The sequence below is a fragment of the Sphingosinicella rhizophila genome (genome assembly GCF_032378825.1).
GTDB lineage: Bacteria > Pseudomonadota > Alphaproteobacteria > Sphingomonadales > Sphingomonadaceae > Allosphingosinicella > Allosphingosinicella rhizophila.
This window is the reverse complement of the sequence record NZ_JAVUPU010000001.1, coordinates 138,434-160,064: the sequence shown is the minus strand read 5'-3', so window position 1 is coordinate 160,064 and position 21,631 is coordinate 138,434. Positions and strand designations below refer to the sequence as shown.

The 21,631-nt window shown below is 62.8% G+C and carries 20 protein-coding genes, 2 tRNA genes and 1 other RNA gene; 9 read left to right on the top strand and 14 right to left on the bottom strand.

The genetic code is table 11. The annotated features are described in order from the left end of the window. Window positions 1–38 precede the first annotated feature (38 nt). Together efp and RQX22_RS00710 are read right to left on the bottom strand one after the other, a co-directional pair. Window positions 39–602: an elongation factor P gene (gene efp / locus RQX22_RS00715; protein WP_315722726.1), complete on the bottom strand. Its 564-nt coding sequence runs from the start codon at window positions 600–602 to the stop codon at window positions 39–41. Window positions 603–639: 37 nt separating this feature from the next. After that, window positions 640–1,269, bottom strand: a complete 630-nt coding sequence (locus RQX22_RS00710; RefSeq protein ID WP_315722724.1) for a M23 family metallopeptidase — start codon at window positions 1,267–1,269, stop codon at window positions 640–642. Between the two features lie 147 nt (window positions 1,270–1,416). Here RQX22_RS00710 and RQX22_RS00705 point away from each other — a divergent pair, with 147 nt between their 5' ends. Beyond that, window positions 1,417–2,160: a DUF72 domain-containing protein gene (locus RQX22_RS00705; RefSeq protein ID WP_315722722.1), complete on the top strand. Its 744-nt coding sequence runs from the start codon at window positions 1,417–1,419 to the stop codon at window positions 2,158–2,160. Between the two features lie 16 nt (window positions 2,161–2,176). On the opposite strand, the gene thiE is transcribed toward RQX22_RS00705, so the two are convergent. The 6 genes from thiE to tkt all read right to left on the bottom strand — a co-directional run bounded on the left by thiE (window position 2,177) and on the right by tkt (window position 8,576). After that, on the bottom strand, window positions 2,177–2,872 hold the full coding sequence (thiE, locus tag RQX22_RS00700; protein ID WP_315722720.1) for a thiamine phosphate synthase: 696 nt from the start codon (window positions 2,870–2,872) through the stop codon (window positions 2,177–2,179). A 155-nt stretch (window positions 2,873–3,027) separates the two neighbouring features. Then, entirely contained in the window at window positions 3,028–3,942 is a 915-nt protein-coding gene (locus RQX22_RS00695; RefSeq protein WP_315722718.1) for a class I fructose-bisphosphate aldolase, read from the bottom strand. A 28-nt stretch (window positions 3,943–3,970) separates the two neighbouring features. Next, a complete protein-coding gene (locus tag RQX22_RS00690; protein ID WP_315722716.1) occupies window positions 3,971–4,381 on the bottom strand; it encodes a VOC family protein in 411 nt (136 codons plus the stop codon). Continuing rightward, on the bottom strand, window positions 4,378–5,580 hold the full coding sequence (locus RQX22_RS00685) for a phosphoglycerate kinase (protein ID WP_315722714.1): 1,203 nt from the start codon (window positions 5,578–5,580) through the stop codon (window positions 4,378–4,380). Before RQX22_RS00685 ends, RQX22_RS00690 begins: the two co-directional genes overlap by 4 nt. Window positions 5,581–5,584: 4 nt before the next feature. Then, on the bottom strand, window positions 5,585–6,595 hold the full coding sequence (gene gap, locus RQX22_RS00680) for a type I glyceraldehyde-3-phosphate dehydrogenase (RefSeq protein ID WP_315722712.1): 1,011 nt from the start codon (window positions 6,593–6,595) through the stop codon (window positions 5,585–5,587). A 1-nt stretch (window position 6,596) separates the two neighbouring features. Then, a complete protein-coding gene (gene tkt, locus RQX22_RS00675; protein ID WP_315722710.1) occupies window positions 6,597–8,576 on the bottom strand; it encodes a transketolase in 1,980 nt (659 codons plus the stop codon). A gap of 81 nt (window positions 8,577–8,657) precedes the next feature. Between tkt and RQX22_RS00670 the strand changes: the two genes are divergently transcribed. The 5 genes from RQX22_RS00670 to RQX22_RS00655 all read left to right on the top strand — a co-directional run bounded on the left by RQX22_RS00670 (window position 8,658) and on the right by RQX22_RS00655 (window position 10,240). Beyond that, window positions 8,658–8,930, top strand: a complete 273-nt coding sequence (locus tag RQX22_RS00670; RefSeq protein ID WP_315722709.1) for a hypothetical protein — start codon at window positions 8,658–8,660, stop codon at window positions 8,928–8,930. After that, a complete protein-coding gene (locus RQX22_RS00665) occupies window positions 8,930–9,253 on the top strand; it encodes a cell division protein ZapA (RefSeq protein ID WP_315722706.1) in 324 nt (107 codons plus the stop codon). The genes RQX22_RS00670 and RQX22_RS00665 overlap by 1 nt, the downstream gene beginning before the upstream one ends. Window positions 9,254–9,314: 61 nt before the next feature. Then, a non-coding RNA gene (gene ssrS / locus RQX22_RS19385) (6S RNA) lies at window positions 9,315–9,472 on the top strand. Continuing rightward, window positions 9,459–10,034, top strand: a complete 576-nt coding sequence (locus tag RQX22_RS00660; protein WP_315722704.1) for a 5-formyltetrahydrofolate cyclo-ligase — start codon at window positions 9,459–9,461, stop codon at window positions 10,032–10,034. The genes ssrS and RQX22_RS00660 overlap by 14 nt, the downstream gene beginning before the upstream one ends. After that, the gene (locus RQX22_RS00655; RefSeq protein ID WP_315722702.1) at window positions 10,031–10,240 is read left to right on the top strand and encodes a DUF2842 domain-containing protein; all 210 of its coding nucleotides are present in this window, start codon (window positions 10,031–10,033) and stop codon (window positions 10,238–10,240) included. The genes RQX22_RS00660 and RQX22_RS00655 overlap by 4 nt, the downstream gene beginning before the upstream one ends. Here the strand turns inward: RQX22_RS00655 and RQX22_RS00650 are convergent. After that, window positions 10,229–10,305 (bottom strand) — tRNA-Asp (locus RQX22_RS00650). The genes RQX22_RS00655 and RQX22_RS00650 overlap by 12 nt on opposite strands. A 104-nt stretch (window positions 10,306–10,409) precedes the next feature. After that, entirely contained in the window at window positions 10,410–11,618 is a 1,209-nt protein-coding gene (locus tag RQX22_RS00645; RefSeq protein WP_315722700.1) for an AI-2E family transporter, read from the bottom strand. Between the two features lie 265 nt (window positions 11,619–11,883). Here RQX22_RS00645 and RQX22_RS00640 point away from each other — a divergent pair, with 265 nt between their 5' ends. Next, window positions 11,884–13,371, top strand: a complete 1,488-nt coding sequence (locus RQX22_RS00640) for an amidohydrolase family protein (protein WP_315722698.1) — start codon at window positions 11,884–11,886, stop codon at window positions 13,369–13,371. 130 nt (window positions 13,372–13,501) lie between these two features. Next, window positions 13,502–14,872, top strand: a complete 1,371-nt coding sequence (locus RQX22_RS00635; protein ID WP_315722696.1) for a metal-dependent hydrolase family protein — start codon at window positions 13,502–13,504, stop codon at window positions 14,870–14,872. A 49-nt stretch (window positions 14,873–14,921) separates the two neighbouring features. Here RQX22_RS00635 and RQX22_RS00630 read toward each other — a convergent pair. Then, window positions 14,922–15,006, bottom strand: a tRNA-Leu gene (locus RQX22_RS00630). Between the two features lie 149 nt (window positions 15,007–15,155). Between RQX22_RS00630 and RQX22_RS00625 the strand changes: the two genes are divergently transcribed. Next, the gene (locus RQX22_RS00625) at window positions 15,156–16,898 is read left to right on the top strand and encodes a gamma-glutamyltransferase (protein WP_315722694.1); all 1,743 of its coding nucleotides are present in this window, start codon (window positions 15,156–15,158) and stop codon (window positions 16,896–16,898) included. Between the two features lie 100 nt (window positions 16,899–16,998). On the opposite strand, the gene RQX22_RS00620 is transcribed toward RQX22_RS00625, so the two are convergent. The 3 genes from RQX22_RS00620 to RQX22_RS00610 are packed head-to-tail and all read right to left on the bottom strand — an operon-like array spanning window position 16,999 to window position 21,520. Further along, window positions 16,999–18,234, bottom strand: a complete 1,236-nt coding sequence (locus RQX22_RS00620) for a dihydrolipoamide acetyltransferase family protein (protein WP_315722692.1) — start codon at window positions 18,232–18,234, stop codon at window positions 16,999–17,001. Then, window positions 18,234–20,321: an alpha-ketoacid dehydrogenase subunit alpha/beta gene (locus RQX22_RS00615; protein ID WP_315722690.1), complete on the bottom strand. Its 2,088-nt coding sequence runs from the start codon at window positions 20,319–20,321 to the stop codon at window positions 18,234–18,236. The genes RQX22_RS00620 and RQX22_RS00615 overlap by 1 nt, the downstream gene beginning before the upstream one ends. After that, complete coding sequence (locus tag RQX22_RS00610; protein WP_315722688.1) at window positions 20,321–21,520, bottom strand: amino acid aminotransferase; 1,200 nt, start codon at window positions 21,518–21,520, stop codon at window positions 20,321–20,323. The genes RQX22_RS00615 and RQX22_RS00610 overlap by 1 nt, the downstream gene beginning before the upstream one ends. Between the last annotated feature and the right edge of the window lie 111 nt (window positions 21,521–21,631).

Below are 21,631 nucleotides of genomic sequence, written 5' to 3'. Positions count from 1 at the left end.
CAATTCTCCCCTCCTGCTTGCGGGAGGGATCAGGAAGATCAATCCGCCCGCTTCACATATTCCTGGTTATAGACGTCGACGACGATGCGGGTCCCGCTGCTGATGTGCGGCGGCACCATGACGCGGATGCCATTATCGAGGATGGCCGGCTTGTAGCTGGATGAAGCCGTCTGGCCCTTCACCACGGCATCGGCCTCCACGATCGTGGCTTCGATCTGGTCGGGAAGCTGGACGGAGATCGCGCGCTCCTCCCAAAGCTCCATGACTACGTCCATTCCGTCCTGCAGGAAGGCAGCGGCATCGCCGATCAGATCGCGCGGCAGGGTGACCTGCTCGTAATTTTCCTTGTCCATGAAGACCAGGCTGTCGCCCTCGGCGAACAGGAACTGGAAATCCTTCGTATCGAGGCGAACGCGCTCAACCGTCTCCGCCGAACGGAAGCGGACATTATTCTTGCGGCCGTCGATCAGATTCTTGAGTTCGACCTGCATATAGGCACCACCCTTGCCGGGCTGCGTGTGCTGAATCTTCACCGCGCGCCAGATGCCGCCTTCATATTCGATGATGTTGCCGGGACGAATGTCCACGCCGCTGATCTTCATGCATGTCTCACAAGGTTGGAAAGAGCCGGCGCCGCCTTTAGCGAACCGGCCTGTTTCCGGCAAGGAGCGGATAGGGATTGACCGGGGAGCCCTCGTGCCACTTCTCGCCGGGCGCCCTGCGAAGGATGGCGAAATGGAGATGCGGGCCGTCCGGGCTGGCATTGCCGGTGCTCCCCACCGTGCCGATCCGGTCGCCTCTCCGAAGCGCCTGCCCTTCGTGCAGGCCGGGCGCATAGGCATTCAGATGGGCGTAATAATAAGTCCAGCGGCCATCGGGGGAGCGGACATAGGCCGTGATGCCCCCACCGCCTTCGCTGAAAAACAGCCTCTCCACCCGGCCAGGCGCTGCGGCGATGACTGGAGTTCCCCGCGGCGCCATGATGTCGATTGCGTCATGGACACGGGCTCCTCCGGCGCGAGCCTGCGTGAAGGTGTCGACAAGCTTCTCCGGGGCGATGCCTGCCACGGGAATGGCCAGGCCGGCGGGTCCGACCACGAGGCCTTCGGCAACCTCGACCCGCGGCTTGCCGACGACGACACTGTCACCCGCCGGCTCGACCTTGCCATCGCCATCGGTCGCGTAGAGCGCCATCCAGAACATGCTGGTCAGCGTCGCGACCGCAACGGCAGTCATCGCGTTGGTGGCGATGAGTTTGAATTTGCTCAAGCTTCGAAATCCCCTTCATTCTGTCATGCACTACGTAAGGGAGCCGCACCATGCCTCCGTCGTCGAGCAGGACGGCGGAGCCAGGCCCACGCCCCTTGCAACGCGCCAGCGGGAAACTTCTTTCCCCGCAGCGCCGTTCGTTGCGACATGACTGTGCTCGGCAAAATCAGGATCGGCTGTTCGGGCTGGAACTATCGCCATTGGCGCGGACTCTTCTATCCCGAGAAGATGGCGGCGAGGCGCTGGTTCGATCATTATGCGGCGAGTTTCGAGACGGTGGAGCTCAACACCAGCTTCTACCATTTGCCGAAAGCAGAGACGTTTACCAAATGGAAGGAGCAGGCACCGCCGGGCTTCCGATATGCGGTCAAGGCGTCGCGATTCATAACGCATATGAAGAAATTGAAGGATTGCGACGAGCCGCTGGCGACGCTCTTGGGCCGCGCCCGAAACCTGGGCGAGGCGATCGGTCCCATTCTTTATCAGCTGCCGCCCCGCTGGACTTTCGATCGACAGAGGCTGGTGGATTTCATCAGCCTCCTTCCTGGCGATCTCGTCCATGTGTTCGAGTTTCGTGAAAAGAGCTGGGTCTGCGAGGAATCGCTTGCGCTGCTCGGCGCACATCACATTTCCTTTTGCGTTCACGACATGCCCGGTTCCGCGACGCCCCGATGGGCATCCGGTCCGATTGCTTATCTCCGCTTCCATGGAGGCACCGGGAAATATCGTGGCCGCTACGCCGAACGGGATTTGCTCGAATGGACCGACTGGATCCTTGCCCAGGCAAAATCGGGCCGGGACGTCTGGGCTTATTTCAACAACGATATTGGCGGGGCGGCGATCGAGGATGCGCTCACGCTACGCGCGATGATCGCGCAGGCGAGCCTCTAGGCTCGATGCGAATGGTTTAGGATCGGTCGAGTAGCGGTGCGAAAGCGCGAACGCCCGCGCCGGGTCCATCGGGATGCGTCCAGACCGCTCCGCACACTGCGAGGAAATCGGCCCCCGCCTCGACCAGGATCCTGCCATTGTCCGGGGTGATGCCGCCGATCGCGACACAGGGTAATTCGAAGAGAGTGGACCACCATCCGAGAATGGAAGGTTCGGCTCGATGCAGGACTTCCTTGGTTGTGGTCGGAAAGAAAGCGCCGAAGGCGACATAATCGGCTCCGGCCTCTCCCGCCTCCATCGCGAGGTGGCGGCTGTCGTGGCAGGTGACGCCGACTTGGGCAGCAGGACCGAGTATGGTTCGCGCTTCGCGCGGATCCCCATCTCCCTGGCCAAGATGAACGCCGTCGGCGCCAAGCCTTTTGGCGAGGCTTATGCTGTCATTGACGATGAAGGCCACATCGCGCTCGGAGCAGGCAAGCTGCAGCGGTTCGGCCATGCGGGCGATGGCATGTTCGTCCAGCCCCTTGAGACGTAGCTGGAAGGCCGCCACCGGGCCGGCATCGAGGGCCTCCGCAAGGATTTCGGCGAAATCCTCCGTGATTCGTGGCGGCGATACAAGATAGAGCTGGCAGCGCGAGCGCTGGCCCCGATCGAAGCGGGCCGGAAAGTCGGGGTCAAGTGTGAGATCGTCGTCCATGGGCCCCGTTCGCATCAACCGCATTCGCGCTCAAGCTTTAGCTCGTCGCGCTGGAGATGCGCGAACCCGCTTTGGTGATCGCGACCGTCATCACTCAGATCATCGGCGCAAGGCTGCGATGATAGGAAAAGGAGAGCGAAAACCCGGCGGGTGTCGCTCTCCCTTCCAGTTCATTCCTCGCCTTTGTAGATGCGAACCAGGCGATCCAGCATCGCCAGCGCATCGTCGCGTGAGCGCTGGAAGGTGTTCCGGCCGATGATGGAGCCGTTGCCGCCGCCGTCGCGAATGTCGCGGGCATCCTGGTAAACCGCATCGGTGCCCTTGGCCGCCCCGCCCGAGAACACAACCAGGCGTCGGCCGTTGAAGCAGCTTTGGACGACGTGGCGGACCCGGTCGGCCTGCGCCGACCAGTCGCTGCCTTCGTAGGACTTCTGGGCATCCTTCTGCTCGATATGGTTGCTTGGCAGCTTCACCTTGATGATATGGGCACCGAGCAGGGCCGCCATGTGCGCCGCGTAGGCACCGACGTCGAGTGCCAGCTCGCCATCCTTGGAAAGCTTGCCCCCGCGCGGATAGGACCAAATGACGGTCGCGAGTCCGGCAGCTTTGGCTTCGGCCGACATCTCCCGTATCTCCTCCATCATCTCGAAGATGCCGTCGGAACCAGGATAGATGGTGAAGCCGATTGCAGAGCAACCGAGCCGAAGCGCATCATCCACTGTGCCGGTGACGGCCTGGTCGATCGAGGTCGCCCAGCTATTGGAGCTGTTGACCTTGAGGATGGTCGGGATTTGGCCGGCAAAGGTGCTTGCCCCCGCTTCCAGCGCGCCCAGCGGCGCCGCATAGGCGTTGAGACCCGCGTCGATGGCGAGCTGGTAATGGTAATGGGGATCGTAAGCGGGGGCGTTGACCGAGAAGCTGCGGGCCGGACCATGCTCGAAACCCTGGTCGACCGGCAGGATGATCATCTTGCCTGTGCCGCCCAGGCGACCATGCGTCAGGATGCGCGCGATATTGGCCTTGGTCCCTGGATTGTCGCTTTCATAATTGTCGAGAATTGCTTTGACAGCTGGCGTGAAGGTCATCTCTTAAATCCCTGTCCTACAATTAAATCTATCGAGGCGTCCATGGCGGCCCTTTGAGTTCGACGGTATTTCCCTCCGGATCCATAAGGTAGACGGAGGGGCCGTCTCCCTCCGCCCCGTAGCGGGAGACGATCTCTGCCTCAATGCCGTGCCGCCGCAGCTGCGCCAATATGAGCTCGCCGTCCCATGGCATGACCCGGAAGCAGATATGATCGACGTTGCGTCCTTCCTTGCCGGGGGCAGCGCCACCCGCTCGGCCAAGTTTGCCGTCGACGGGCACAAGATCGATCAGGGCGTTGCCGACGCGGAGCTGGTAAAGGCCGATTTCCGGTTGTTCCTTCTCCGTCCGCGCACCCAGAACCTCGACATAGAAACGGGTCATGCGCTCGAGGTCTGAAATCCGGAGCACGACATGGTCGATGTCCCGGATGTTGATCATCCGGCTTCCAGCGCTTTCACTCCGGGCAGCTCCTTGCCCTCCATCCACTCCAGGAAGGCGCCGCCGGCAGTGGAGACGAAGGTGAAATCGCCAGCCACACCGGCATGATTGAGCGCCGCGACCGTATCGCCTCCGCCGGCGACCGATACGAGCGCTCCGCTTTGTGTCAGGGCTGCGGCCGTTTTGGCGAGTGACACGGTGGCGGTATCGAAAGGTGGCGTCTCGAAGGCTCCGAGCGGACCGTTCCAGACGAGTGTCCGGCAGGTCTTGAGCACATCGGCCAGCGCCTCGGTTGCTGCCGGGCCGACGTCGAGGATCATCTCGTCCGCAGCCACTTCGTGAACATTGACCGTCCGCATCGACGGCGGGCGGGCGGCGAATTCCTTCGCCACGACGACGTCATATGGCAGATGGACGGTGCAATCGGCGCGCTCGGCCGCGTCCAATATGGCAAGCGCCACGTCGGCCAGATCATGTTCGCACAAGGACTTGCCGACATTGATGCCGCGGGCGGCGAGGAAGGTATTCGCCATGCCACCGCCGATGATCAGGTGATCGACCTTGGCCACGAGGTGCTTGAGCACGTCTAGCTTGGTCGAGATCTTAGCACCGCCGACGACGGCCGCCACCGGACGTTCTGGCGCACCGAGGGCCTTTTCCAGGGCCTTCAGCTCCGCCTCCATCGCCCGGCCTGCATAAGCCGGCAATAGATGGGCCAAGCCCTCGGTCGATGCATGGGCGCGGTGCGCGGCGGAAAAGGCGTCGTTGACGTAGAAATCGCCCAGCTCGGCCATCGCCGCGGCCAGCGCCGGATCATTCTTTTCCTCCCCGGCGTGGAAGCGGGTGTTTTCGAGAATGCCGATATGGCCGCCTTCCATGGTGGCGATGGCCTGTTTCGCGCCCTCCCCCTCGCATGCGTCGATGAAACGGATCGGGCGACCAAGCACCTCGCCATAGGCGCGGGTCACGATCGACAGCGACATGTCCGGACGCTGGACGCCCTTTGGACGGCCGAAATGAGACAGGAGGAGGACGATCGCGCCACGATCGGCAAGCTCCGTCACCGTGGGGATCGTCGCGCGCAGCCGTGTGTCGTCGGTCACCTCGAGATCCGTCATCGGAACGTTCAGGTCGACGCGGACGAGGGCTACCTTGCCCTGAACGTCATCGAGATCGTCAAGGGTACGAAATGACGCCATGACGTCAGATCAACGCCGCCATGGCAGACGCCGTGTCGACCATCCTGTTGGAGAAACCCCATTCATTGTCGTACCAGGAAACCACGCGCACGAGCTTGCCTTCCAGCACTGCCGTCTCGAGGCTGTCCACCGTCGAACTGGCCGGATTGTGATTGAGATCGATCGAGACCAGTGGCTCGTCGGTATAGTCGAGGATGCCAGCGAGCGGTCCTCGTTCCGAGGCCGCTTTCAGCGCCCCGTTGATCTCGTCCACATTCGTGTCGCGAGACGGCGTGAAAGTGAGGTCGACGAGACTCACGTTCGGGGTCGGAACGCGGATGGCCGAGCCGTCCAGCTTGCCCTTCAGCTCCGGCAGCACTTCCGCCACGGCGCGCGCGGCGCCCGTGGTGGTCGGGATCATCGACATGCCGGCGGCGCGCGCACGGCGCATGTCCGGATGGATCTGGTCGAGAATCTTCTGGTCGTTCGTGTAGGCATGGATCGTCGTCATCAGGCCGCGCTCGATGCCGACCGTGTCGTGCAGCACCTTTGCGACCGGAGCCAGACAATTGGTCGTGCATGAAGCGTTGGAGACGATCAGGTGCTCGGCCGACAATTTGTCATGATTTACGCCATAGACGACGGTCAGGTCCGCTCCCTTGGCCGGGGCGGAGATCAGCACGCGCTTGGCGCCGGCGTTCAGGTGCGCCCCCGCTTTTTCGCGATCGGCGAAGAAACCGGTGCATTCAAGGGCGATGTCGATGCCTTCTTCGCCATGCGGTAGCTTGGCCGGATCGCGCTCGGCGGTCACGCGGATCCGGCGGCCGTCGATGATGATGTCGTTGCCTTCGTGGCTGACATCGCCCGGATAGCGCCCGTGGACGGAATCGCGCTTGAAAAGCAGCGCGTTCGACTTCGCATCGGCGAGGTCGTTGATCGCGACCAGCTCCAGCCCGCTATCGCCATTTTCGAGGATGGCGCGCGCGACAAGCCGCCCGATCCGTCCGAAACCGTTGATCGCAACTCTGGTCGCCATGTTATTGATCTCCTGCTGTTTTAAGTGCCGCCACGATTTGCGGCACAATCGCCTGGGCAGTGAAGCCAAAGCGTTCGAAAAGCTGCTCCGCCGGGGCGGACGCACCGAAACGGTCTATGCCGATGCGAAGGCCTGTCGGGCCGACATAGCGTTCCCAGCCCATGGTCGTACCGGCCTCGATCGACACACGGAGTGCATGCTCCGGCAATATATCGTCGCGATAGGCCCGCTCCTGCGCGTCGAACAGGGACCAGCACGGCATCGATACCACATCGGCGCCGATTCCCTGTCCTTCCAGATCCGCGGCGGTCGCCAGGGCAACCTCGACTTCGGAACCGGTCGCGATCAGGACGATTCGACGAGACGCCGAGGCAGAGCGGACGCGATAGGCTCCGCGGGCGCTGAAATTTTCCGACACCTGATCGCGAAACTGGGGCAAATTCTGTCGGGTGAGCGCAAGCAGGGACGGTCCGTCCTGCCGCTCCAGCGCCAGCGCCCAGCATTCGGCCGTTTCCACCGCATCGGCCGGGCGATAGACGGCGAGATTGGGAATCATGCGCAGGCTCATCACATGTTCGATCGGCTGGTGGGTCGGTCCATCCTCGCCAAGTCCGATCGAATCATGTGTCATCACATAGACGACACGTGCATTTTGCAGCGCCGACAGGCGTATTGCCGGCCGGCAATAATCGGAGAAGACCAGGAAGGTGCCGCCATAAGGAATGACGCCGCCATGCAACGCCATTCCGTTCATGGCTGCGGCCATGCCGAATTCGCGAATGCCATAATAGATATAGCGTCCGGAATAATCCTCTTTCGTCAGAGGCTTCTGATCTTTTGTTTTTGTATTGTTCGAACCCGTCAGATCCGCTGATCCGCCCAATGTCTCCGGCAGAGAGGCGTTAATGGCGCCGAGGGCAAGCTCCGAAGCCCTGCGGGTGGCGACTTTCTGCGGATTCGCCGCGAGGCCGGTCAGATAATCACCAAGCCCGGCTCCTTCGGGAATGCGGCCTTCCATGCGACGGACGAATTCGCTGCGCTGGCCGCTGGCAGCCAGCCGGGCGCGCCAAATTTCATGCGCCTCGCTGCCACGGCTGCCCGTTTGCCGCCAGGTCCGGACAATCTCTTCGGGTATCTCGAACGGAGCCGAGCTCCATCCCAGATTTTCCCGGGCTGCAGCGACCTCGTCGGGCCCCAATGCCGCGCCATGCGTCGCCGACGTGCCCTGTTTGTTGGGCGCGCCCCATCCGATAATAGTACGGCAATCCACCAGCGACGGGCGCGGATCGGCGATCGCTTCGTCCATCGCCCGGCGGATGTCCGCAAAATCATGCCCGTCGCACGAAACGACGTGCCAGCCGCACGCACGGTAGCGGCCCGGAATGTCTTCCGACGTCGAAAGATCGGTCGCGCCGTCGATCGTGATCTTGTTATTGTCCCACAGGACGTTGAGGCGACCGAGCTGGAGGTGGCCGGCCAGCCCCACCGCCTCGTGATTGACGCCTTCCATCAGGTCGCCGTCGCCCGAAATGACCCAGGTGCGATGATCGACCAGATCATCGCCGAAAACCGCATTCAGGTGGCGCTCCGCGATCGCCATGCCGACCGCCATCGCGAATCCCTGGCCGAGCGGCCCAGTGGTCGCTTCGACGCCCTTGAGCATGAAATTCTCCGGATGTCCGGCACAAGGCGATCCGGTCTGCCGGAAATTGCGGATCTCCTCCATCGTCGGATGGGCATAGCCGGTCAGGTGCAGGAGCGAATAGATCAGCATCGACCCGTGCCCGGCCGACAGGACGAAGCGGTCGCGATCGTGCCAGTCGGGATCGGCAGGATCAAATTTCAGATATTCGGTGAAAAGTATGGTGGCGACGTCCGCCATTCCCATCGGCATGCCGGGATGACCCGAATTGGCTGCCTGAACCGCGTCCATGGAAAGCGCGCGGATGGCATTGGCAAGCAGTCTCGGTTCGAGGGCCATATTCTTCCCTGGATGGAATGAAGAGGAGACTCGGAGCGCTCCCCGTTGGCGCTCCTTTAGGGTCCGTACCCAAATCCCGCAATGGCCGGGACCAGCGCTCGGTCGGCAGGCGTTTGCGGCGCCGCACCGCCATGCTATGAAGGCCTTATGGGGGATCAGCGCATGGACATGGCGATCGTGCGGATCGAACGGGCACTGGCCCGAATCGAAGCGGTCGCTGCGCATCAGCCGGCGCGCCCCGAGGATGACGGCGAAGCCAGGCGACTGCGCGAGGAGCATCAGGCACTTCGCGCCCGTGTCGCGGAGGCTATATCGCAGATCGACGAGCTTCTCGCTTCCCGGAGCCAAAGCTGATGGCGAGCATCGAAATCGAGATCGCAGCGCGAAAATATCTGGTGTCCTGCCGGGACGGGGAGGAAACGCATCTTCGCTCCGTCGCAGCCATTGTGGACCGGAAGGCGCAGGAGGCATCAGCAGCGCTCGGCAACCTCACCGAAGCACGGCAATTGCTGTTCGCCTCCTTGCTGCTCGCGGACGAGATCAAGGAGCATCGTTCCGGGACGGTATCCGCCCAGGCGTCCGAGCCCGATCCGGCGGTGGCCGAGGCGTTGGAACAGCTGGCTCAGAGGATGGAAAAGCTCGCCGACGCGCTGGAGGGTAGCCCAACGGGAGGCTAGCGCATGATTCGCGCCCGGCGCATGTTGCGGCAGCCCGTCAGTCACCCTAGATAGGCATTGACGGGTACTGCCCGGTACGAGCTTTTGAGAACATCCCTGAGGCGATATTGACATCCTCGGGGGCTGTCCCTGAACCGGGTCCTGGCCCGGAGCATATGGTCCCCACCTGACGTTGAGGCGTCAGAGGATATTCCAGCAAACGGCCATGGCGGTCCCGTCACTCCCCAAAAGCGCGCAACGCATGCAGGCTCTTGCGGCACGCCGCGACTATGCGCATGCGCTGACTCCCGCACTCAGGAGCGATCTGGAGGCGAAACTTGCCAGGATCGTACTGCCGCATCTGATCGGCGCCCGCATCATCGCTTTCTATCATCCCTTGAAGGCCGAGATCAGCCCCTACCCTATCCTTGCCGGGATCGGCGCCGACCAGAAGGCGGCTTTTCCCTGGTTCCTGGATCGTGACGCCCGGATGATGTTTCGGGAGGCCCCGGCGGTCACGCCGAGCCCTTGGGGCGTTCTCCAGCCGTCGGCCGAAGCCGAAGCGCTGGCGCCGGACCTTGTGCTGGTGCCTTTGGTGGCGGCCGATCGGCACGGTACCCGCATCGGTCATGGCAAGGGCCATTATGACCGCGCGCTCGCTCATCTGCGGGAAAGCGGAACCGTCTTCACCATAGGTCTCGGCTGGGAGCCTCAGATTGTCGAAGATCCGATCGAGGCCGATTCCTGGGATATCAGCCTCGACGCGATCGCTACTCCGGCGGAATGGATAATCACGAAATGAACCCATCCTGGCGCAAGCCTGCGGGCGTCGGCCTGATCCTGCTGCTCATCCTGCTTTGGGCGATCCTGGTCGTCAGCGTTGCCGGGTGGCTCGACGGCCTGCCTTGGCCGGTCCATGCCGCCTATTATCTGGTCGCCGGAATCATCTGGATATTGCCGCTAAAGCCATTGCTCCGGTGGATGGAAACCGGAAAATGGCGCGAGTGACGGGGCTCGAACCCGCGACCTCCGGCGTGACAGGCCGGCGCTCTAACCAACTGAGCTACACCCGCTTGGGAGCCGGCGACCTAGGAGATGGTCCGAAGGCTGTCAAGCAAGCTGCGATCAGTTCCGCAAAAGTGTATTTGGGAGGGCCTGGAAAGACGGGACCTGGCGCTTAAAGCGTAGACGCGGGGTGGACGTTTTCGTCGGCATGCTCCTCGGCATGATGCCCGGTCAGGGTTCCTTCCTCAAACAGGAATCCTGCGATGTCGGGCTTTCCCGCGGCGTCCAGCACCGTCTTCATGATGATCAGCAGCGGCACTGCCAGCAAGGCCCCGGTCGTCCCCCAGACCCAGGCCCAGAAGCTCAAGGCGACCAGGATCAGGAGCGGATTGATGGTCAGGCGCCGCCCCACCAGCATGGGAGTGATCAGATTGGCTTCCAGCAGGTGGATCGCGGCGAAGCTGAGCGCAGGAAGCAGGGCGTACCAGGGATCGGCGAACGCCATCAGGCCACCCAGCGCCAGCAGGACTACCGAGGCGATGGGGCCGAGATAGGGAATATAGTTGAGCACGGCGACGATGCCGCCCCACATCAGCGGCGTCGGCATGTCGAGCAGATAGAGGACAAGGGCCACGACGGCACCCATCGTCACGTTCACGATGGTGATCGTGCCAAGATAGGTCGAGGTGGCATCGACCACCTGCTGGATCGCGCGCGCGGTGGTCATCGCACCGTCGAAACTCGCGCGGGTGGTGATGGTTCGCCGCCGCATCCGCGTCCATCCGGCCAGGAAGAAGAAGATGACGAGAATCGCGAAGAACATCTGGATCGCCGCGAAGGGCGCCGAGGTCGCGACGATGTCGAGCAGCGAATTGGGCGTCTCCAGCGCAACCATACGCTGCCCGGCGCCCGGCGCCACTTCGAACTGACGGAAAATATCGTCGATGAAACGTTCGAGATTGGCGTAGACGTCGAGCAGCGGATCGAGGGTGTCCCGGATTCGTCCGATCCTTTCCGGCAGGAGACGGACCCATTCCGCCGCCGGCAGAACGATGGAAGCGACGGCGATATTGGCCACGGCTATCAACAGGATCACGCACAGCAAAGCGGCGAGCGCCGAGGGTACACTCCTCCTTTCCAACCACTCGAGCAGCGGCACGAGCGCGACCGCAATGACGAGGGCGGCTGTCACCGGCAGGAAGAATTCGGCCCCTGCCCTCAAGGCGAACGGCAGAGCCAATGCGAAACCGGCGCCGGCAATCAGGGTCAAGGCGGCGAGCAACCGGTCGCGGCGATAGGCGATCATCGCCGGTTCGAGCTGGTCGTCATGCGCCTCGGCTGGCCGTGACGTCGAGCCATCGATGCCCCCGGCCTTGTTCATTTCGCCCGGCACATGGTCTGGGCCACGATTTTGTCCCTTGTTTCGATGACGAATATGTTCACCGACCATGCCTGCTTATCGCGCGGCTTACCAGTGGTTCGGAGCTGCCGGGGCGCTTTAGGCTTACAATTTTCATTTCCGGCTACAGCGCGCTTGAGCAAGCCAAATTTTCCGGGCAAGCATTGGGCATCAAATCGGAGCCCGTTATGCAGTGAAGGCGCAAGACGCCTCCCTTGCGCGGATTCCTGCCAACTGGAGAAGATGAATGAAAAAGCATGTGCGCAATTTGTTGCTGGGAGCGTGTCTGGCGCCGCTGTTCGGTGCCGTTCCGGTGGCAGCGCAAGGGTCCGGATACGACATCGTTATCAAGGGCGGGCGGGTCATCGATCCGGCGAGCGGACGCGACGAAATTGCAGATGTCGGCATCAGCGGCGGGACCATCGCCGCCATTTCCACATCGCCGCTCAGCGGAAAGCGGGTGTTGGACGCCAAGGGACAGGTCGTTGCTCCCGGCTTCATCGATTATCACGCCCACGGCCAGGATCCCAGGAGCCAGAGCTTCCAGCTCCTGGACGGGGTCACTACCGCCATGGAAATGGAATCCGGCGTAATGCCGATCGCCCAATTCTATGCCGGCAAGCAGGGCAAGGCGCTGATCAACTTTGGCGCCACCGCGAATTTCATCTGCGCGCGCATGGAGGTGCTGACCGACTTGCGCTGTGGTCAGTCCACGTCCGACGAGACGACGATGTCGCGGGATGCCCTCCTCAAATCCGCCAATGAAGAGGAAGAAGGCCGAATCATCGCGGCCGTGGAGCGCGAAATCGACGCAGGCGCCCTCGGCATCGGAATCGGCCTCGAATATGCGCCGGGCACGGGCCGTCGGGAGATTTACAAGGCGTTCAAGGCCGCTGCGAAGCATAAGGTGCCCGTCTTCGTCCACGTCCGGATGCGCGAAGAAAGCCGCGCAACCGGCATGCCCATTGCTGTCGCCAACGAGCTGATCGCCGATGCCGCCGCTACGGGTGCCGGCCTGCAGTTGGTGCATGTGACTTCGACTGCGCTCGGCGATACGCCGACGGTGATCGAGATAATGAAGGGCGCTGCCGCCCACGGCGTCGACGTAACCACCGAAGCTTATCCCTATGAGGCGGGATCGACCGCGCTTGGCTCCGAATTCTTCTCGGAAGGGTGGCAACAGCGATCGGGCATCACCTACAAGGATCTGCAATGGACCGCGACCGGCGAGCGGCTCACCGAGGAGACGTTCAACAAATATCGGAAGGAGAATCCAACCGGCACCGTCGTCGTCTTCATGATACCGCAGGCCGCGATCGATGCCGCCATGGCCGATCCTTTCGTCTCGATCGCTTCGGACGGCATGGTGATGAGCGATCCGAAGGTCCATCCGCGCGGCGCCGGAAGCTATAGCCGCGTACTCGGCCACTATGTCCGCGATCGCAAGCTGCTGGACCTCAAGACCGCTCTCACGAAGATGACGATTCTCCCCGCCCGCCGGCTGGAAAAGGTAGCGCCGGCCATGGCGCGCAAGGGACGCATCCAGGTCGGTGCGGATGCCGACATTACCGTCTTCGACCCTGCCACCGTCAAGGACAATGCCACTTATGAAAACCCGCTCCAGGCCTCCAGCGGCTACCGCTACGTCCTGGTCGGCGGAAACGTGATGGTCCAAAACGGCAAGATCACGCCGAACCTCTTCCCCGGCGTCGGCATCAAGCGCGGAGCCAAATAATACCGGTGGGCCCCGGCTGCGTCCGGGGCCGACGCTTCGAACCGAGCTGGTCGGACCGTCCCGGGAGCGAGATTCGTAGCGGAAATGCAGACGCGATCCATCTATGGAAAGGGTGGGAGGCGGATGCGTTATGTGGCTTGATGACCAGGTGATGAGGCTGGCGGCCCGTGGCTGCCGGATCATGCGGCAGCTGCGCCTGCACATTGTGGTGCCGATGGCCCTGCTTGGCGCCGGTTCCGTCGCGGTCCTGGCATCAGGCCCTCCCCCCGCGAGCGGAACGGTCGTGCTGAGGGCGGCGCGGATGTTCGATGGCACGAGCGAGAGATTGCGCGAAGATGCCGTCATCGTCGTGCGTGGTGGCAAGATCGTCTCTGTCGGTGGGAATCCTGAAATCCCGGCGGGCGCCGATATAGTAGATCTCGGCGACGCCACTTTGCTTCCCGGCTTCATCGACGCGCATGCTCATCTGACCTTGGAGCCCGATTCCGATTATTACCGCAAGGCCTATAACGAGCTGATGCGCACGCAATCGGAACAGGCTTTTTATGCCGCCGTAAATGCTCGCAAGACACTGGAGGGCGGCTTCACGACCGTGCGCCACGTCGGCGCGCGCTATTTCATCGACGTCGGCCTCCGCAACGCCATCGATGCAGGTTTGACGCCCGGCCCGCATATGCTGACCGCCGGCAACGCGATCACCGCCCGGGGAGGGAGCTGCGATCAGGCCCCCTTCCCGCCAGAACGCGTGCCGCCGAAGACGGTCGTCGACGGCGTCTGTTCCGGCCCCGGAGAATGTCGGGAAGCGGTGCGCAGCCAGATCAAGTGGGGTGCCAGCGTGATCAAGCTGTGCGTCTCCGGCGGCGTCCTGTCCCACGACCCGGTCGACGTGCCACAGCTTACCGCCGAGGAAATGAAGGCGGCGATCGAAGAGGCTCATAATTGGGGGCGCAAGGTCGCTGCACATGCCCATGGCGACACTGCCGCGAGAATGGCCGTCGAAGCGGGGGTCGATTCCATCGAACATGGCAGCTTCCTCAGCGAAGAGACCCTGAGCCTCATGAAGAAGAAGGGCGTGTTCCTGGTGCCCACGATCACTGCGCTCGACTGGGTTTCGAGCAATGCCGGAAATTACCCCCCCAATATCGCCGAAAAGGCTCGGGTGGCTGGTGCCGCCTCCGGCGCAATGTTTCGATCCGCGCTCCGGTTGGGCGTCCCCATCGCGCTCGGCACCGATATCACCGTCCGTCCCAACGACCATGGCAAGAACGCCATGGAGTTCGTGCTCATGGTCCGTCACGGCATGCGGCCCGCGGCAGCCCTCTTGGCCGGGACGCGGGAAGCCGCGCGCTTGCTCGGTCTGGAACGGGATATCGGTACCCTGGAGACGGGCAAAACCGCTGATATCGTTGCCGTTGCCGGCAATCCGATCGCCGACATAGGGGCGACCGGGCATCCGGTCCTGGTGATGCAGGCCGGCCGTCTGGTGACGAAGCGGCCCTGAACCGTCCATTCCGCTTCTCACGGCGAACGGAACGCCGACAAGACGGCGGTGGTGCCCCTGGCCCGAGTCGAACGGGCACTCCTTGCGGAACTCGATTTTGAGTCGAGCGCGTCTACCAATTCCGCCACAGGGGCACGGCAAGTGGTGCTAGCGAAGGCACCCTCGCGCCGCAACCATCAGTTTCCCCTGACCGCCATATAGGTTGGTATTGCCCATTCCATGCATTTGTGCATTTAATGTGTGCGATGACGTGGAGCGTCGGGCCTTTGGGGGGATATTGATTATGGACCAGAAAGTTGACCGCAGGCAGTTCATTGGCGGTTCGATCGCTGGAATGGCAGCTGCCGCTTCACTTTCATTCGCGTCCGGCAGCGCCAACGCACGTGTCACGGGAACGGGGGCCTGGAGCCCGCCTTCCGACGAGGAGCGCCGGAGCCTCATCTCGACGGCCGAATTCGGGCGCAAGAAGAGCGTCGCGGGCAAACAGGGCGTTGCCATTTGCACGCATCCTCTCGCCACCTCGGTCGCGATCGACATTCTCGAGATGGGCGGGAATGCCTGCGACGCGATCTGCGCCGCTTCGCTCGCGCAGACCGTGGTCGAACCGCATATGACCACGCTCTCGGGCGTCTTTTCGATGCTCCATTACGACGCTCGCAGCGGGTCTTATTCCTACGTCAACGGTTCCATGAACGCGCCGAAAGCCCATCCCATTTTCAAGGGCGGAACGAAAGCGTTCGAGGCCTTGGTGATGTCGGGACAACGGGACGGCACCCTCGTTCCCGTACCGGGATTCTGGGGCGGCGTGGAAGCGTCACATGGCAAATACGGGCGCTTGCCGATGAAGACGGTGATGGCGCCGGCCATCCATTATGCCCGGCACGGGTTCGAAATCCATCCGTTCCTCTGGGGCGAGATGTTCGTCGAATCCTCCACCTTGGGGGCGGTGGCCCAGGGCCAGGAAATGTATTTCAAGGATCGGCGCCTATTGAACGTCGGCGAAAAGCTGGTTCAGTCCCGGCACGCGGACACGCTCGAGCGGCTGGCCGAAGAAGGCAGCGACTATTTCTATCGTGGAGAATTCGCACGCAAATATGCAGAAGCGGTGCAGAAGGCCGGGGGCTTCCTGACCATCGAGGACATGGAAGCTTGGCGACCGATCATCGATGAGCCGGTTCGATCCTCATATCGCGACTATGAACTGATCGCCGCGCCTGCTCCGGATTTCGGCGGCCAGGCGCTCATCGAGATCATGAACATGATCGAACTGATGGACGTCCAGAAGCTCGGCCCGGCCTATGCCTCGGCGGAAACCACCCGCCGCCTGCTCCAGATCATCAAGAAGGTCTATGCCGACGCGGCGACGCAGCGCCGAAACGGAGCCGTTGAGCCGGTCGAAAAAATGATCTCGAAAGCCTTGGCGGCCCAACGCTTCGCAAGCCTGGATGAAAAGCCGGCCGCGGCGCCCCCAGCCCTCGCTCCTCCAGGGTCGGCCCACATCACCGTCGTCGACGCGGACGGCAATGTCGCCACCGTGCTTCATTCGGTCATGTCGATGCCTTACACGACCGGTATCTTCGTCGATGGCGTCTATGTCTGCGCCGGACTGCTTCATCTCGCCTCGGGCACTCCCGGCCCGGACGGCCGGGTTCACTCGCGCATCGCGCCCAACATATTCGCACGAGACGGAAAGCCCGTCTTGGCGTCCGGCTCGCCCAGCGTCTCGCTGACCGAGAATATTGTTCAGAACACGATGAACATGCTCGATTTCGGCCTCGACATAGAAGCTTCGGTGCACAAGCCGCGCTTTGGCGGTTCGGATCTCAAGGTTCCCGGCGCGAACATGATAGAAGTCGATATGGGCCAGGATCTTATCGGCCAGGTCAGGGCGCGCGGAGAGATGCTGGTAGGCACCAGCCCATGGGACTGGATGCATGGATCGTTCGACGGGATCCGGATCGCCGAGAATGGCATGGCATCGGCCTGCGGCGATCCTCGCCGCACGGCGCAGGCCATGGCGCGCTGAAGCAATGACCTGTCCGAGACTATGATCGATTCAGATTGAATCAACCTGAAGCGCAAATCATGGTTTCAACATTTGGATGGAGCCTCGACGGGCAACGGGTTCAGCCGTCGGCCGACCAATTCTCCAGGACCTCCACGAAGCGGCTGAGCCAGGTGTTAGTCTGGTGCCCGTCGACCACGCGATGGTCGATCGTGAGCGAGACGTAGGACATTGGCCGGATCTGGATCGTGTCGGCGCCGTCCACCTCACGCACGACCACTCTCTTTTCCAGTTTGCCGACGCCGAGGATCGCCGATTGCGGCTGATTGATAATGATCGGTGCGGCGAAGAGGGAACCCGACACGCCGTGATTGGAGATAGTGAAGGTGCCGTCCTTCACGTCCGCAGCGGTCAGCTTCTCGGCTCTCGCGCGGGCGACCTGTTCCTCCAAGGCAGAGGCGATGCCTTTCAGCGAAAGCTTCTGCACCTGGCGCAGGACCGGTACGATCAGGCCTTTATCGCCCAGAGCGGTGCCGACGCCGATATTGATATCGTCGTAAATCTCGAGCCTGTCGTCATGCCAGCGGCTGTTGATCGCCGGCGCGACCTTCATCGCTTCCGCGCAGGCAGCGACGAGGTAGGCGGTGTAGCTGAGCTTCACGCCTTGCTTTGCCCATTGGTCCTTGTGGCGCGCGCGGTGGCGGATGATGGCGCTGAAATCCGCCTCGAAGACGGCCGTGACATGCGGCGCACGCGTGACGGAGCCAAGCATGTTTTCGGCAATGCGCAGCCGCATCCTGTCGTGCGGCACGCTGTGCGAGGCAATGCCGCTGGACGCCCGCGGGATTACGCCTTCAACAGGGCGCGCCTGGGTCGCTTGCGCTGCGGCGCGGTCCACGTCCGCCCGGGTGATGCGCCCCCCCCGCCCTGTGCCTTCGATCACAGCCGGGTCGATATCGTGCTGCAGAAGGGCGCGCTTCACCGCCGGCGACAATCGCAGCTCCGGATCGAGCTGGGCGCGCCTGTTGCCAGATTCCGCTGACTTCGGCCCCGCGGCGGGAGCCGCCGACGTCACCTGCTCGGTCGCGCCAGAGGCCTCGTCACTTTCATGCCCGGTGACCTCGGCAAGCGGCGCGATCCGGCCCAGCACGGCACCCGGCACGGCCTCGGCATCGCTTTGCAGCAGGATTTCGCGGAGGACGCCGGCGGCCGGCGCAGGCACTTCCACAGCCACCTTGTCGGTTTCGAGTTCGACCAACGGATCATTTTCCTCGATCCGGTCACCGACCTTGCGGAGCCACGCGCGGACCACGGCCTGCGTGCCTTCCTGCTCCAAGGGAACCAGGATATCTATCATCAGAAGCTCACCAGCTCGTCTATCTTGGCCCGGATCCGCTCCGGTGAGGGCACCGCCCAGTCGAGGAGGACCGGATTATGCGGGCTTGGAATGTCCGGCATGGTCAACCGCGACACCGGCGCGTCGAGATCCAGGAAGGCCTCGTCGGCGACCACCGCCGCGATCTCGCCGCCGAAGCCGCCCGTCCTCAAATCCTCATGCACGATCAGGCAGCGCCGCGTACGCTTGACCGATTCCAGCACCATCTCGCGGTCCCACGGCATCAAGGTGCGAAGATCGATGATGTCGACACTCCGGTCCGCGGCTGCTTCCTCGCAGCGTGGCACCATTGCGCCCCAGGTGACGATGGTCAGCTCGTCCCCTTCCTTCACCTTCTTGGCGCGGCCGAACGGCAGGACATAATCGTCGCCCGGATATGGCCGCCGCGCCCAGCTATCGTCGAGCATGGCGCGATGTTCGAAGAAGATGACCGGATCGTTGCCGCGAAGACCGGCGCGAAGGAGGCCGACCGCATCCTCGGCATTACTCGGCACCGCCACCAGCCAGCCGGGATTGTGGACGAACTGCACCTCGTTCGTCTGGCTGTGCCAGGGATCGCCGCATTTGAAGAAGCCGCCGGGAATGCGGAGCACCATCGGCGCCGCGAAGCGGTTGGCGGTACGCCAGCGCATCGTCCCGCAATCGTTGATCTGCTCCAGCGCGGGTTCGGCATATTTGCGGAACTGGATCTCCGGCACCGGCATCAGGCCAGCCAGCGCCATCCCAACCGCGCGGCCGACAATTCCTTCCTCCGAGAGGCTGGTGTCGAAAACCCGCTCCACTCCATATTTGGCCTGCAGGCCCAGGGTCACGGCGTGAACGCCGCCCTTTGGGCCGATATCCTCGCCGAACATCAGTACCCGCGGGTTGATCTCAAGCTCATGGTCAAGGGTTCGGCGGATAGCCGTCACCATGTTGATCCTCTGGCCTTCGGGACGAGGATCTTCGTGGCAGGCGGGCGGCTGATAGCCGTGCGACCATTGCCCGCCAATGGCCTGCATCTCGCCTTGGTAGAAGACATTGTCGAGCACGGTTTCCGGCCGGGCGACGGGCCTGGCCTCCGCCTGCTCCCGCGCCCCTTCCACGGCCTCACCCGCTTCGCGAGCGATCCTGTCCCATTCGTCTTCGTCCATGACGGGCCCGACCAGGAAGGATTTGAGTTTCGGCAGCGGGTCGCGCGCCCATTCCGAGCGCACGAAGGCTTCGTCCTTGTAGGTCTGCGTGTCCTGAAAACTGTGGCCCTGCAGGCGCGGCACCGTCAGCCTGAGGAGAGCGGGCCCCTTCCGGCCGCGGACATGCGCTACAGCTGCCTTTTGCAGGCGCGCCGCCTCCGCCGGCTCTGTGCCGTCGCCCGAGAAAATCTCGAGATTGGCAAAGCTGGCAAGGTTGCGCGCGATATCGCCCCCCGGCGTCTGGTAGGTGGAGGGCACGGAAATACCGTATTGATTGTCTTCGATATAGAACAGCATCGGCAGCTTCTGGGTCGTCGCTACCGTCAACGCCGCCCAGAAGCCGTTGGTCGCGACCGAGGCGTCGCCGCCCAGCACGACCGCCATCGCATCCCCATGAGGGTCGCTGCCCAGCACCGTTCGATAATATTCGATCGCCTGCGCCCAGCCCACCGTCGGCGTATATTGGGCGCCCACGCCCCCGCTCATGGGAAGCGCCGGCGGTCCACCCAGATTTGGATAATTGAAGACGACGCCGATGTCGCGGCCGTCGGAATAGCCGCCGGCCCGGCCCATGCCGGAGGCGAGCGCGTCCTCGATGGGGACGCCAAGCGCCAACAGCAGGGGCCGGGAACGATAATAGCCGCAGGCAGCGTCTTTCGCGTTGGTCAGCTGGCTGCCCAGCATGACCTGAGCCATGTCATGGCCGCGCGCCGAAAATTGGTAGAGAACCTTTCGCTCGGGAACGAGCTTCTCTTCCTCCAGCTTGTCCATCGCTCGGCTGAGCTGGACGAGATAGGCGATCCGGCGCCAATCGAAATCGGGGTCAGGGGCGTTAGCCTGGCTTGCTCGCTTCTCCAGAATAACACCCTCCGCCATTAAAGCTTTTCCACCACGGCCGCCGCAAAGCGATCGACGCTCTCGTCCGACAGGCCGACAACGTTGAAGCGGCCGGAATCGGCCATATAAATTCCATGCTCCGACCTGAGCGCCACGACGGCTTCCTTGCTCAAGGGCAGCATCGAAAACATGCCGTTCTGGCCGTCGATATAAGCGAGCCGGGGATCGAAGGCCGCCAGGCGGGCCCTGAGCGCCCGGATTCGGGCGCACATTTCCTGGAGCTCCGTGTTCCAGTCGGCGCGCAGCTCGGCATCGTCGAGGATGATGCGGACCACTGCAGCGCCATGGTCCGGCGGCATGGACCACATGGTCCGGGCAAGCGACATAAGATTGCCGAACACCTTCCCGGCCTCGGTCCGATTCCTGCCCTTGATGAAGAGCGAGCCCGTCCGTTCGCGATACACCCCGAAATTCTTGTCGCAGCTATGGGCGACCAGAGCCTGCTCCGCGGCCTCGACGACGAGCCGGGTGCCGGCGGCGTCGGGTTCAAGGCCATTGCCAAGACCCTGATAGGCGAGGTCGACGAAGGGCACGAGACCGTTGCGGGCGACAAGATCGGCCACCGCTTTCCATTGATCCAGGTCGAGATCCGCGCCGGTGGGATTGTGGCAGCAGCCATGCAGAAGGAGGAGATCGCCTGCACGCGCTTCGTTCAATGCGTCCATCATCGCATCGAATGTTATCGAGCGGCTGTCGCGGTCATAATAAGGATGGGCGACCATCTTGACGCCAGCGCACTCGATCAGCGGCATGTGGTTAGGCCATGTCGGCTGCCCCACAAAGATACGCGCCTCGGGATTGGCCTTGGCGATCAGGTCGGCGCCGAGCCGAAGCGCGCCGCACCCACCGGGTGTCTGAACGCCGACGATGCGATCTTGATCGCCGGCGTCGCCGAAGATGATCGGGCGGAGCAGTTCGACATAATGTGCGTCGCCCTGAGATCCCAGATAGGTCTTCGTCTGCTGGGTCTCGAGTAGGATCTTCTCCGCGGCCTTGACCGCCCGCAGGATCGGCGTGCCCCCCGCGGAGTCGCGATAGACGCCGACGCCGACATCGATCTTCTCCGGTCGCGGATCGGCGTTGCACATGCCGATCAGCGCCAGCAATGCGTCAGGCTTTTGCTCTTCAAGCCCGCCGAAAAGATTTGCGTCCTTCGTCAATGTGGAACCGTCTGCCATTTCTACTCCCCGTCTCGCCCGGATTGGGCGCGAGGCGTGCGTTACAGCTATCGCGCCGCCGCTCAAAATATTTCTCAAAGAGACGTGCCTTGATCACAGATATGAAACATT